12 protein-coding genes, 1 tRNA gene and 1 pseudogene are annotated in these 12,846 nt (G+C 37.0%); 1 reads left to right on the top strand and 13 read right to left on the bottom strand.

The genetic code is table 11. The features are described from left to right. Nucleotides 1–50 precede the first annotated feature (50 nt). Nucleotides 51–608, top strand: a complete 558-nt coding sequence (locus IGK21_RS06725) for a guanylate kinase (protein ID WP_438719112.1) — start codon at nucleotides 51–53, stop codon at nucleotides 606–608. 74 nt (nucleotides 609–682) lie between these two features. Here the strand turns inward: IGK21_RS06725 and IGK21_RS06730 are convergent, their stop codons facing one another. From IGK21_RS06730 to IGK21_RS06790, 13 genes and pseudogenes are all read right to left on the bottom strand, one after another. Continuing rightward, nucleotides 683–1,672 carry a sce7725 family protein gene (locus IGK21_RS06730; protein WP_181914990.1) on the bottom strand — a complete coding sequence of 330 codons (990 nt, stop codon included), beginning with the start codon at nucleotides 1,670–1,672 and terminating at the stop codon, nucleotides 683–685. Nucleotides 1,673–1,678: 6 nt separating this feature from the next. Continuing rightward, on the bottom strand, nucleotides 1,679–2,368 hold the full coding sequence (locus tag IGK21_RS06735; protein ID WP_010737586.1) for a hypothetical protein: 690 nt from the start codon (nucleotides 2,366–2,368) through the stop codon (nucleotides 1,679–1,681). 235 nt (nucleotides 2,369–2,603) lie between these two features. Next, nucleotides 2,604–4,052, bottom strand: coding sequence for an amidase (locus tag IGK21_RS06740; protein WP_438719114.1), 1,449 nt, complete (start codon nucleotides 4,050–4,052; stop codon nucleotides 2,604–2,606). 325 nt (nucleotides 4,053–4,377) lie between these two features. Further along, on the bottom strand, nucleotides 4,378–5,310 hold the full coding sequence (locus IGK21_RS06745; protein WP_034697978.1) for a dihydroorotate oxidase: 933 nt from the start codon (nucleotides 5,308–5,310) through the stop codon (nucleotides 4,378–4,380). 75 nt (nucleotides 5,311–5,385) lie between these two features. Continuing rightward, nucleotides 5,386–6,018, bottom strand: a complete 633-nt coding sequence (locus IGK21_RS06750) for a PepSY domain-containing protein (RefSeq protein WP_181914992.1) — start codon at nucleotides 6,016–6,018, stop codon at nucleotides 5,386–5,388. 240 nt (nucleotides 6,019–6,258) lie between these two features. Beyond that, nucleotides 6,259–7,107: a MetQ/NlpA family ABC transporter substrate-binding protein gene (locus IGK21_RS06755; RefSeq protein WP_181914993.1), complete on the bottom strand. Its 849-nt coding sequence runs from the start codon at nucleotides 7,105–7,107 to the stop codon at nucleotides 6,259–6,261. Nucleotides 7,108–7,119: 12 nt separating this feature from the next. Next, nucleotides 7,120–7,773 (bottom strand): methionine ABC transporter permease, encoded by a 654-nt coding sequence (locus IGK21_RS06760; protein WP_010719143.1) that lies wholly within the window; start codon nucleotides 7,771–7,773, stop codon nucleotides 7,120–7,122. After that, a pseudogene (locus tag IGK21_RS06765) lies at nucleotides 7,766–8,712 on the bottom strand (methionine ABC transporter ATP-binding protein). Before IGK21_RS06765 ends, IGK21_RS06760 begins: the two are co-directional and overlap by 8 nt. A 355-nt stretch (nucleotides 8,713–9,067) precedes the next feature. Further along, nucleotides 9,068–9,164: transfer RNA gene (locus tag IGK21_RS06770), tRNA-Sec, on the bottom strand. Between the two features lie 110 nt (nucleotides 9,165–9,274). After that, nucleotides 9,275–9,817: a CD3073 family putative ECF transporter S component gene (locus IGK21_RS06775; RefSeq protein ID WP_010737592.1), complete on the bottom strand. Its 543-nt coding sequence runs from the start codon at nucleotides 9,815–9,817 to the stop codon at nucleotides 9,275–9,277. After that, nucleotides 9,810–10,310, bottom strand: coding sequence for a CD3072 family TudS-related putative desulfidase (locus tag IGK21_RS06780; RefSeq protein ID WP_034697986.1), 501 nt, complete (start codon nucleotides 10,308–10,310; stop codon nucleotides 9,810–9,812). The genes IGK21_RS06775 and IGK21_RS06780 overlap by 8 nt, the downstream gene beginning before the upstream one ends. Nucleotide 10,311: 1 nt before the next feature. Then, complete coding sequence (gene selA, locus IGK21_RS06785) at nucleotides 10,312–11,706, bottom strand: L-seryl-tRNA(Sec) selenium transferase (protein WP_181914994.1); 1,395 nt, start codon at nucleotides 11,704–11,706, stop codon at nucleotides 10,312–10,314. A gap of 14 nt (nucleotides 11,707–11,720) precedes the next feature. Beyond that, complete coding sequence (locus IGK21_RS06790) at nucleotides 11,721–12,845, bottom strand: aminotransferase class V-fold PLP-dependent enzyme (protein ID WP_034697992.1); 1,125 nt, start codon at nucleotides 12,843–12,845, stop codon at nucleotides 11,721–11,723. Nucleotide 12,846 lies beyond the last annotated feature (1 nt).

A 12,846-nucleotide genomic window follows, 5' to 3' on the forward strand; every position in this document is an offset into this window, starting at 1 on the left:
TTCTCGTGTATCGTTTAATAAAAGAAATAAAGGGTTAAAGGAGATTCATGATGAACAAATGTTATGTATTTATTGGTCCTTCTGATTCAGGAAAAACCTCCATTGCTAATGCTCTTTTTGAACCAAAAGAAAAAATTGTCACTTCGACGACTCGTCCTCCTCGAAAAGGTGAAACCGATCAAAAAGATTACTATTTTCTCTCTGAAGACAAATTTGAACAGTTGATCACTGAACAGGCATTTGTGGAATGGGATGAATATGCGGGACATAAATATGGTTCAACTAAGAGGGAGATTGCTCAAAAGTTGAAAAATGGTGATTGTTATACGATTTTAACAGCTGCTGGTTTTTGGGCACTCTTCCATGCATTTGGGGAACAGATCCAACCAGTATTTGTGACTATCGCTAAAAACAAATTGAAGCAGCGTTTAGAACAACGTGGAGATGCTCCGGATCAAATCAAAAAAAGGCTCGCTCTTTTTGAGCAAGACACGAAGAAATTAGATGAGTTAAAAAAACGACCAAACCTCATTGTTTTAGCAAATAATGAAGGGTTAGAAGCCACCAAAAACCAATTTAAGCGACAAATAAAAATGCTCAAAGAATGATCTTATTTTGATAAACAGGATTGATTAGCAAAAAAATCTCTCACTAGCTTCAAAACATAAACTAGTGAGGGGAATCAAACCAATTTTTGTCGTTCTGTATGTCCAATACCACAAATCAGCGAATGTAGTTCCTCTATTTTAGAATACATGCGTAACCAATTAGTCGGCTGATCTAATAATAAACTGAGCAGTTCTAAATGATGGACCAATGTCCATTTTTTCAATACACCTAAACCAGGAAATTTTTTTTGTTGTTTCAAAGAAAGCAGGGCTAATATACCCGTTGTAATCAACAGTTGATCTTGGTTCCTCAATACCCACTGTTGCATTTTTTCAACAGCTTCAAAAAACTTTAGTGCTTGATCCTTAGCTGAATCGTTCGTATCAGAAATAAAATGTTTTACTCTGAGATTACCATATGCATCAACATAGGTCAGATGAAGTGCCAATGCCCGACTAGGAAAGCCTTTATCAAAATAGCGACTTCCTTCAATCGTAAAATCTGAAAAGCCATGATTCCCCTCTTCTTTAAAAAACAAATAGTCGTCGCTAAAAAAATCATCTATTTTTTCGCTATAATCTTCTACGTGTTTTCTTGGTTTAAAGGCTTCTTTTATGATGATTTTGTTTTCTGGTAACCAAATATGGAACCGACTATGGTCTGGTAACAAAAAATGAGTATCCATTTTTGAAAATTCTTTCCATATTTTTGGATCACGAGGCTGATGTTGTCCATCAAAAATGATCAATTTAGGTGGTTGCTCCATGATCTGTTGGTAATTATCGGACGTGATGATCATTGCATGTTGAATGGAACTATTTTCTTTTTCTTCCCATAAATGTAAATGTTCATCAAAAAGTTTGAACTGACCCACTTGGGGATTATCGATGATGATCAGCGGGTGATTTACTTTTTGGAATAACTCGACAACGTTTTTAAAGGTAGCTGAATCACGAACTGGTTCGATGATGGGAACCACCTTTTTAGATAATAGATTCTGTTGAATCATTTCTTTTAATGCTAAAAGATCAAATTGTTTCCCTCTCAAATAAGGATAGTACATACTTATTCACTCCAATGGCTCTGTTGGCAAGCGTCTAACTTGCTGCTTTTGTCGCAGATTCTCATAATCTTGCTGTAAAGCGTTGATTTCTGCTTGTAAATCTTGGATCGCTTGATTTTCTGTTTCCTCAATAAATCGTTCATAATAACGCTCTTTGGCAAATGGATCTTGAGAATCTGAACGTTTTTTTAATTCTTTATACAACTGATCAGTTGGAAAATATTTGACGCCTCGTTCCATTTGTTTGGCTTTTCTTACTTCTCTAAATAATGAAGCCATAAAACGGTTGAGCAGCGCCTCTTCTGCCACTGCTAACGGTTGCTTCATTGCTTTTTTAGCAATAATGAATGTGCCAGAAGCTGGCATCTCTTCTGCTATCCCGTAAGGTCGATAAACTAAAACACCGATACCAGTGGGGATTTCAGCTTTGACTTCATCAAAAAGTGTTTGAGGTAATACAAAATAATTGTAATTCCCGACAAACGATAATTTTGCAGTGGAACGAAAGTCCGCTTTTGATACTTTCAACTCATAGCAACGCCACTCTCTTGTACCATCAAACTTTGTGAGACAACTTAACGTATCCACGATACCATGGTCGTCAGGCATGGTCACCTCTTCTACGACAATGCCCCCTTGTTCGATACAGTATTGATAAAGAGAAGTTTCCATCTCGATCGTTAAAGGAGTTTTCAATCCCTCCACCTCCGAACATATTTTCGCCTACCCATTCTACCTTAGATCCAACAAAAAATCTATCGTTAATTATTATTTGAATCGTTTCCTTAAAAATATTTAGAATTAGTTTTTGTTCACTTTAATCCTGCGAAATGAATGGGACAAAACATCGTCACGAGGTAGTTGACAGCCAGATAAAAAACAGTTGAGTCTAAAGTTTTCTTAGTCCCAACTGCTTTTCTTCAACTGACTATTATTGATAACTTGGCGGTAAATAGAATTTTTGATGATTTTCAAAGATTTCGCCAATTTGAAAGAGCAAGTCTTCTCGTCCTCTGGCAGACATGAATTGGATACCCAAAGGCAGACCTTCCTCACTGATATGTGTGGGTAAACTGATTGCTGGTTGTCCCGTCAAATTTGCCAGTTGGGTGTAAGGCGTGATCTTTAAACTTTCCTCAAACATTTCAGAAATAACTGCTAAACTTTCTTGTTCGTTGCATTCGTTGATTCCAGCCATTTTTGCCCGAATTTCATCGCTTTGAAGATCAGTGGAAATTTCTGGAGCAGTAAATGCTGTTGTCGGCGAAAGAAAAAGATCAACAGTTTGAAATAGTTCTTCCATTGTGATTGCTGCATGATCCCAAACATGAAGTGACTGGATATAGTTCGCTGCAGAAACCTTCTTGCCGTATTCTAGTAGTACCCAAGAAATCGGTTCAAGTTCATTTTGAGCAACCGACCGTCCTAACCCAGATTCAATCGAGTGAATCATACTAGCTGTTTCTGCTCCATTCATTTGATAATAAGACTGAATCAAGGCTCTTCCATCAAGAGGGTAATTGATTTCAATGATTTCATGGCCTTCTTGTGCTAAAAATGTCACCGCATTGGTCACTGCTTGTCGTGCTTCATCGCTGATTTTTGTGTGGATCGGTGATTCTGTGCAAACAGCGATTTTCAACCGTTTTTTTGGTGGATGCGCTTGCCATTCCGCTGGCGAAACTTGATAAGGCGCTCCTGAATGGATACTTCGCAGTCCTGCAAATAAAGCTTTGGTGTCTCTCATAGAAATGGTCAAACCAAAATCAATCGCTGCTCCTTGCCAACCTCGCCAAGCATGAGGACCAACTGGCATCGTTCCTCGTGAAGGTTTTAAGCCAATCAGACCACAAAAGGAAGCAGGTATGCGAATTGATCCTCCACCGTCACTAGCACCAGCGATCGGTAAAATACCAGAAGCAACAACGGCTGCTGCCCCACCACTTGAACCACCTGGCGAATGCGCAAGATTCCAAGGATTTTTAGCTGGACCATAAAGTTGTGGGTCGGTGATATTCTTAAAACCAAACTCTGGTGCATTTGTTTGGCCAAGTGGGATAAGACCAATTTTTTCAACTTGCGAAACAAAATTTGAATTTCTAGATGAGCGATGAGTTTGAAAAAGCTTTGAGCCTGATGTAGCTAACCAGCCTTGCTTTTCCTGTCCTAACATTTTCAACGGGAACGGTAAGCCGCTTAAAGGCTGTTCATCCTTTAGAATTGATGCCTCATCTTTAATTGGTTGATCTGTTTCAAAAGTAACGAACGCGTTTAATTCTGGATTTAATTTTGCTACTTTTTGGCTAACCTCTTTGACTAATTCCTTGTAACTGAACTGCTTATTTTTTAGACCCTTCACGATCTCCATGCCATCTTTCAAGTAAATCCCTCCTTTTATTTGTCATACCTTTGTGCCATTTTCTCATATTTCTATTCAACAAACAAAAAGAATGATTACGCTTCATGTTACAAACGGTGGTGCTATTATCAGTAATTATATACACCTATTGAATCCTAATAGCTAAGGTACTATTCATGGCAAACCAACGAATAGACTAAAAGCTAATCACCAGTTATTATTCTAAAACCACCGGATCGCATAAAAATAAGCCAAAGATTTCCAAAATAAGAGAAACTATGTTTGGATTCTTTGGCTTATTTTTTATTGTTGTCTTTTATTTCATCACTTAGAGAAACGTTAACGATTAGATCGTTTTTAGTTTTCCTCTAAATTCATCGATGGTTCGATACCCTTTTTCTGTCATGATCTGTTCGAGTTCTTTCGTGATGCGATCAAAAATTTTTGGTCCTTCTTTGTGAAGTTCGGTACCGATTTGTAGCATAGTTGCTCCACATAATAAATGTTCAAAAGCATCCTGTCCATTCCGAATGCCTCCAGTACCAATAATTTTGATCTCTGGTTTCAAGCGAGTATAAAAAGCACGGACGTTCGCTAAAGCGGTTGGTTTCACATATTCTCCACCAAGTCCACCGAAACCCTCTTTAGGTTTGATTACGACTGCTTCTTTTTGAGGATCGATATACAAACCATTGCCGATACTATTAATAGAATTTACATAAGTTAAAGGAAATTGATTCAAAATTTCAGCCATTTGGTCAAAATGCGCCAAATCAAAATATGGGGGCAATTTGATTCCTAATGGTTTGGTGAAACGGGCAAAAACTTGTTGCAATAAATCTTCCGTCGCCTCAAAATCATAGGCTAACTGTGGTTTGCCAGGAACATTGGGACAAGAAAGATTCAATTCAGTGATTCCTTGAAAGTCACTCTTTTCAATCAATGTCAACATTTCCAAATTTTCTGCTGCACTCATGCCTGCAATAGAGAAAAAAAGCGGTTGTGTCTGCTGTTTTTCATAGTTCAATGCATAATCTAAGTAATAATCAAATCCACGATTAGGTAATCCCATGGAATTAATACTTCCAAGAGGCACATCGAAATAACGGGGTTCTGGATTTCCAGCACGTTCATTCAGTGTACAACTCTTTGTGATAAAAGCACCAGCATTGGATTGTTCCAATTCAACTAGTTCTGTCGTTGTCATGCAATGAACACCAGAGGCATTCATAAAAGGGTTAGCAAAAGTATGATTAAAAAAAGTCGTTTCTAAGGTCAAGTCATTCTCTCCTTTGATGAATCATTTTTTCTAGTTTATCATCAAGTCAAGCAAAAGCAAATAGGATCAAGACAATTAATCATCATTTTCAGTTGCTAAAACTTCTCCCGTTTGACTATTAAGTTTCACTTGAGTACTCTTATTGCCGTTTTTCACTTTCACTTCCCAGTAGGTGGTACCAAGTTCTTTACTAAGATCCCAGTCAGTGGCTGTTCCCCCACCCACTTGTTTTTCAGCGATCTTTGCTGCTTCTTCAATACTTAGAAGTTTACTTGTGTCCAAAGCATCTTCTTGTTTCTTCTGTCCATTTTGTTCATCTTGATCTAAACGCTCAGGATTTTGTTTTTGGATTTCTTCGTTTGCTGCATTGATCTTCATTTCGTATTCATTTTGGTCATCAACACCATCGATTTTATAGAAGAAACTTCCCCAACTACTATCTAATTCTAAACTGGTAATCGCTGCATTTGGATATTCTTTTTGAAACAACTCAATCGCTTTTTGTGCAGATACTTTGATCTCTTTTGTTGCATTCGTCCCAGAATTCATTGTTTGATTTGATGCTTCGGTTGAAGAAGTTGCTTGTTGTCCAGTACTTGTTGACGTAGTCGCTGGAGCTGGCGTTGATTCTGGCGTGGACTGATTCGATTGACAACCTGCTAATAATAGTAATGAGAATAGACCACAAAAAATAACATTAGTTTTCATAATTTTCATTTCCTTTCTTGAATAAAAATCACTTTAATTTAAGTATACACAAGTAAAGTTGTTCTGTCATTTTTGAACAAATCAATCATTAAATAGCAAAAAAAGACAAGACTAAAAAAGTAATCAGTCTTGTCTAAAAAATCAAAATAAGAAAAAAATTGTCTCCGCTTCTACGAACAAGCAAAACGTGTTTTAAGTAAAAACGCAGTGCTTCCTTTCAATTGCTAATATGTAATACCTTTATTGGCTGCTATTCTCAGTTTCAGAAATGTCAGGTATGATCCAGTAATTATCTTTATTATGACTATTGATATATGTACGAAATTTTTCTGATTGGTAGGCTTTCTTAATCGCTTTTGCCCAATCCGTTTTTTCATTTTCTTTTGTCACAGCAGCTACGATTTGTAATTCAGGCACCATTTTTTCTAGCTCGATCAAATGAAGTTGTTGTCGAATTCCTGCATCTTCAACTGTGCTTCCAGGTATGACTTCAAAATCAAGGTCATCCAACACGTGTGGTAAAGTGTTCGTGTCCATCTCTTTGATATTTAACTGATAGGGGTTATTTGTGATTGCTTTTGCAGTCAAGTCGGTACTTTTCACTTGTTTATCCACTTGAATAAAACCAGCTTTAGCAAGAACTGCATAGGCTCGTGCTGCATTACTCGGATCTTGGGGAATCCCAATCATCATTCCTTTTTTCACCTCTTCTTTACTTGTATATTTGGAAGAGTACAAATTACACGGAACAGAGGGTGTAGCAACTAAAGGAACTAAATCAGTCCTATTCTCCTTATTGAAAACATTCATATAAGCGGAGTGTTGAGCAACATTTACATCAATCTTTCCTTCACCTAAGGCAGTATTTGATTGGATAAATTGAGAAAATTCAATTCGTTTAATCGTATATCCTTCCGATTCTAATATAGGTGCAATCGCATCATCAAATAAATCGTTATAAGGTCCTCCAGTTACCCCCATGACAATTTCATGTTTTTTCTGAGCGTGTGATGATTGATCTTTTGAATGACAACCACCCCCAATGAGAACCAATACGAACAGACAGACTATAGTTACTATTTTTTTCATGAAGTTTACTCCTTAATATTTAATTTTATGATAAAGATAATTTCCCAGAAATTGGATACTGTTTATTAAAACAATTAAGATAACTACCGTTACAACAATCATCCCACTATTAAATCGTTGATAGCCTTGGGAAATAGCTAAATCCCCGATTCCTCCTCCACCAACAGTTCCCGCCATAGAAGAGGCATTAATTAGTCCAATCATTGAATTAGTAATAGCTAATATAATCGCCGGTCGAGCTTCAGGTAGAATAAAGTAAAGAATGATTTCCAATCGGTTTGCCCCTAAAGTTTTCGCACATTCGATAATTGTAGGAGGGATTTCTAGAATGGCTTGCTCGATTAAACGGCCCATAAAGGGAACAATATATAACGTTAACGGGACAATAGCAGCAGTTGTTCCAATGGAAGTTCCAACAACTAAGCGAGTAAAAGGCAAAATAGCCACCAATAAAATGATAAATGGCACTGAACGCAAGATGTTGATAAGCGTCTGTAACACCGTGTACATAAGAGAATTAGCTAAAACACCTTGTTTTCTGGTCTCTGCTAATAGTATGCCTAAAGGAACTCCTAAGCCGATAGCGAACACCAAGGAAATACTGACCATATAAATCGATTCATAAGTTGCTTTGAGAATGATCTCTGATGAAAGTATTTCAAACATCAACGGTCACCTTCTCATAACTAATTAGTTGGTCAATAAATTCATTATCAGGAATTTTATTCGTTAGAAAATACATCGCAAAAAAACGTTCTCCGCTAATATGTATGGTTTTGATATCATAGACCGTCCCCTCCATTTTACTTTCTTGAAAACGAGCATAATTTGTGGCATTCATCAGGAAGTAAAGGACATAATTAAAGGAAATCGATTCTTTTTTTGGATACTTAGGATAAATCATATCGGCTAAAAATTCACGAACTAAATTGCTTTGAGGGCTTAAAAACATTTTTTTGGTTGTTGCCTGTTCAATAACTTTTCCTGAATCAATGACAGCCACTTCATCACAAATTTCTTTTATCGCCTCCATTTCATGGGTGACCAAAATGATGGTGGTTCCTAGTTCCTCATTCACTTTTTTTAACAAATTTAGAATACTTTTTTTAGCGGTTGGATCAAGAGCGCTAGTAATTTCGTCGCATAATAAAAGCGAAGGCTCCGTTACTAACGCTCTAGCAATCCCCACTCGTTGTTTCTGCCCACCAGATAAATGGGAGGGATATGTATTTTTTTCTCTATCATTGATACATAACGTAAAACGTTTTCAATTCTTTTGTCGTATTCCTGCTTATTGACTTTGCTAAATCTCAGAGCAAGTCGAATGTTATCAGCGACAGTTTTTGACTGCAATAAGGCATAATGTTGAAATATTGTGCTTCTTTTCACATCTTGTGATAGAGATATCTTACCTTTTGTTGGTTGATCTAATCCGTTTATTAAACGAATCATTGTACTTTTTCCTGCACCACTTCGTCCAATGATACCAAAGATTTTACCTTTTGGTATAAATAAATTGAGATCATTTAGGATCATGGTACCTCCAAAAGACTTTGAAACGTGTTCAAATGAAATCAAGCTCTCATTCCTTTCCGGCGCATTCATATAAAAACTTTAACTATGTGGAAATTAATAGAAAGACGATAAAAATCCTTAATAATTAAGTCTTTTTATGTAGTAGATGCGCACATCTATATTTTAATTTCTTCTTTTCGAATTAAATATAGCATGGAAAAATAGCCATGTCGAGACTAATATGTGATTTTAATCACATGAGCATTGATAAAAAGCGAGAAGCAGAATGTTCCTTTCTTACACTTGATGAAAACAGTGATCAAGCAATGAACTACCTCGAAAAATAATCAAATGCAGTGGAGATGCAGTGGCGACAAAAAAATAAAGCTAAAAACATCAACAGAACAGCTCTGTATCAACGTTTTTAGCTTTGTATGTATTCAATTGGCGGGAATGTGTAGGAATCGAACCTACCCAAGAAGCTCTTAACTCCTCATACTGGTTTTGAAGACCAGAGGGAACACCAGAACCCATCCACTCCCCTAATAAAAACATTCTAACATTTTTCGTTTGTTCAATCAATATCAAATGCTAGAATGTTTGTAGTTATAAAAGACTGGACTAGCTTTAATATCTGTTAGTTGTTCTCTTTTTATTTTACTAGGATACGTTGCGGTAAACGTTTCATAAACCAAGCAACGAGTAAACAAGAAAGCATCTTATCCACAATATTTCCTGCAACAGTTGCCCAATAAGTTGCAGTGATCATTTCTTTACCGGAAGCCTTGAAAGCAAAAATGAGGATGTCCGTTCCTGAACCGGTAAAACCACCAAATAAAGCTAAACGGATCGGCGCACCGATCATTGGACAAACAACGGCTAATAGTCCCCCTGCTATTAGCGCTTTTTTGTAAGAAAATCCATTCTTCGCTAGTAAAGAACAGATAATTGCTACAACAATATTTACGAATACAAAAGGAACAGCCAACGGCCCACTGATGATCCCCATTAATAAATTAGTGGCAATCCCAGTCATTACCCCATAACTCATACCAAAATTGGTTGAAATATAAATCGTTCCCATCGTATCTAAAAATAATAAGGGGATTTTCATTAGTGAAACAGCCTCACCTAAAACAACATTTAAAACAACGGCCATTGCACATAAAGTTAATATTTTCATTTTATTATTCATCGTTTACTTTTCCTTCTAAAAATAGTTTTAATTTCTGATATAAATCGCCTTGTGATTCTTCTGTATACCAAGTTGGAACTTCAAAATAAGGATTAACAATCCCATGATTCTTACATAATTCAAAATACTCTTCCATTAGTACGCCTCGCTGTGCTGAGATGGAACAATTAGGACTTTCATTGATCCCGATGATTCCCAAATAGCGATAATCATTCGCTTGATACTCTTTGATTTGTTGAATGACTGGTTGCAACATACTTTGACATTTTTGACGATAGCCTGGTATAGCAACATATTCTTGATATGTCATTGGTGGTCTCTCTTTTCCTAAGGTCAAAAATTCAGGACAAGGCAATTGTAGCAACGCAACGCCTTGATTTAATAAAGAAATGGCCAAAGGAAAAGCACCACGAGCCCGTTCCCATCCAGGTATCACCGCATGTTGATTCAAGATGCAGTGTGAAACAACCACAAATTCTCTCTTTAATTTCATGTTATTTCCTCACAAAAATCTTTTCTAAACTGACGAACACCTGATGAAGTTCTTCTTCAAAAATTGTGCGCATATCTAAATAGTTTCGCTCATTTTTTACCCGACTAATCACTGGAACAATTCCTTTTCTTAGTCTTCGTTGCAGCTCTTCCGCATGGCATTGCTTACTTTTTACTGTTACTGCATAGGTAGGTAATAAGCTTTCTGGATACGTTCCACCACCAACCGTACTATAATCTTTTTCGATAGCGACTTCGAGTTGCTCGATTTTTTTTAACTTTTCAGCTAATATTTGTGCGCGATTCAAACAATTTTCGATCTTATCCGATAGCATTTGCAAAGTAGGCAAGGATCGAATGGCTTCTTCTTCATCAAGATAAAGTTCTAAAGTTGCTTCTAATGCACTTAGAGTCATTTTATCGACTCTTAATGCACGCAGTAGTTGATTTTCTTTCATCCTCTGAATATACGTTTTTTTACCTACGATAATTCCGGCTTGTGGTCCGCCTAATAATTTATCTCCACTAAAGGAGACCACATCACACCCTTGCTCGATTACTTCTCGAACAGTCGGTTCATACGGTAAGCCAAAGCGGCGCATGTCAATGAGTAGACCGCTACCCAGATCATTGATTAACGGGACTTGATGTTTTTGTGCTAAGAGAGCTAACTCTGATAAGTGAGGAGTTTCTGTAAATCCAATGATTCGATAATTACTGGTATGGACTTTTAAAATCGCTCCAGTTTCAGAAGTCAAAGCCTGTTGGTAATCTCTAATATGCGTTTTATTGGTTGTCCCTACTTCTCTAATTTTCCCACCTGTTGCGGTAATTACCTCTGGGATACGAAAGGACCCTCCTATTTCAACAAGTTCCCCTCGAGAAACCAATACTTCTTTATCAGTAGCCAAAGTATCAAGAATTAACATAACAGCTGCTGCGTTATTATTCACCACTAAGACGTCTTCTGCTCCAGTAAGTTTTTTTAGAATATGCGTTAAATGATTGTATCTGGTACCTCTCTTGCCACTAGTTAAATCCATTTCTAAATTTGAATAGGAAAAACTTATTGTCTTTAATTGTTCCTCAATTTTCTTACTAAGTAAGGAACGTCCTAGATTTGTATGCAGAATCGTACCTGTCCCATTAATTACTTTTTGTAACGAATATGTTCGTTGTTTCAATTTTTCAATCACTCGAATACAGAGTTCTTCAATCGCTGGAGGTAACACTTCTTCTTTTAAAACAGTTTTTCTAGTTTGTTCTAAAACACTTTGTACCTGTTGTTTGACTACTCCGTAAGAATACTTCTTTTCTAATATTTGCAATTCAGGAGTTTTTAATAAACGATCCACTGAAGGCAAATCTGCTAATCGTCGTTGTATTTCTCTAGCCATCGTTTACCTGCTTTCTATCGTTTTGCAATTATTCTCAACGCCTTTATGGTTTTTTCTATTTCTTCTTCTGTTGTAAAACGGGATAAGGATACTCGAACAGTTCCAGTATTTTTAGTTCCTAAATCTTGATGTATTAGCGGTGAACAATGGTAGCCTGAACGTGTGGCAATGCCAAACTCTTCCCACAGAATGTCACTGATTAAAGCTGATTCTGCAGATCTGATATTCAACGAAAAAACGTCTATATGCTCTTTCGTGAAATCTCCATAAAACGTTAATTCTGAAATCTTCGTCGCTTCTTGGTAGAAGTAGTTTCCCAATGATGGTGTCTCTTGGGACATTAGCCAACCTACACTGGCTGCTAATCCAGCAATTCCTGGCACATTTGCTGTCCCAGCCTCCAACATTGCTGGCAATTCATCCGGCTGCTCCTTAGAGAAGGACTTCATACCATCACCACCAGTTATTATCGGTGTAAGTTTCAGTTTTTTGTGAATACAGATGCCCCCAGTTCCTTGTGGTCCATGTAACGCTTTGTGTCCAGTGAAACAAGCCGCTGCGACCTTCCCATCACTTAAGTCAATTGGTAGATGACCAGCTGTTTGAGAAATATCTAAGATTAAATACAGCTGATGTTTGTGGCAAAAACGTTTTATCCATTCAATATCTAAAAGATTCCCTGTCACATTACTTGCATGATTGCAGACCACTACTTTGGTTTTTGCGTTTAATTTTTCAGTAAATTCTTCATAATTCAACTGTCCAGTGATCGGATGACTACTGATAATGTCGTAGGAAACGCCTAGTTTTTCTAATTGATAGAGTGGTCGCAGCACGGAATTGTGTTCCCAACTTGTGGTCAATACATGATCACCAGCTTGAATGAACCCTTTTAATACTGCATTAAGAGCAATAGTCACACTTCCAGAAAAAATAATTTCATATAAATCCCCGGTATGAAAAAAACTTTTTAGTGTATCTCTTGCCATTTCTATTAATTGATAAGCACGAATGGAATAGCTATGAGCGCCACGAGCTGGGTTGCCATACCTCTCACTTTCAAGCACATCCAGCATTGTTTGTTTCATACAAACCGGCTTTTGGACTGTCGTAGCTGCATTATCTAAATAAATAGTCATA

Origin of the sequence: Enterococcus sp. DIV1421a (genome assembly GCF_051711025.1) — a bacterium.
Lineage (GTDB): Bacteria > Bacillota > Bacilli > Lactobacillales > Enterococcaceae > Enterococcus_B > Enterococcus_B hirae.

Coding starts and splice junctions, on each gene's coding strand:
- IGK21_RS06755 (WP_181914993.1), bottom strand. CDS start 7,107: ATGAAAAAAATAGTAACTATAGTCTGTCTGTTCGTATTGGTTCTCATT.
- IGK21_RS06760 (WP_010719143.1), bottom strand. CDS start 7,773: ATGTTTGAAATACTTTCATCAGAGATCATTCTCAAAGCAACTTATGAA.
- IGK21_RS06750 (WP_181914992.1), bottom strand. CDS start 6,018: ATGAAAACTAATGTTATTTTTTGTGGTCTATTCTCATTACTATTATTA.
- IGK21_RS06725 (WP_438719112.1), top strand. CDS start 51: ATGAACAAATGTTATGTATTTATTGGTCCTTCTGATTCAGGAAAAACC.
- selA (WP_181914994.1), bottom strand. CDS start 11,706: ATGGCTAGAGAAATACAACGACGATTAGCAGATTTGCCTTCAGTGGAT.
- IGK21_RS06790 (WP_034697992.1), bottom strand. CDS start 12,845: ATGACTATTTATTTAGATAATGCAGCTACGACAGTCCAAAAGCCGGTT.
- IGK21_RS06775 (WP_010737592.1), bottom strand. CDS start 9,817: ATGAATAATAAAATGAAAATATTAACTTTATGTGCAATGGCCGTTGTT.
- IGK21_RS06780 (WP_034697986.1), bottom strand. CDS start 10,310: ATGAAATTAAAGAGAGAATTTGTGGTTGTTTCACACTGCATCTTGAAT.
- IGK21_RS06730 (WP_181914990.1), bottom strand. CDS start 1,672: ATGTACTATCCTTATTTGAGAGGGAAACAATTTGATCTTTTAGCATTA.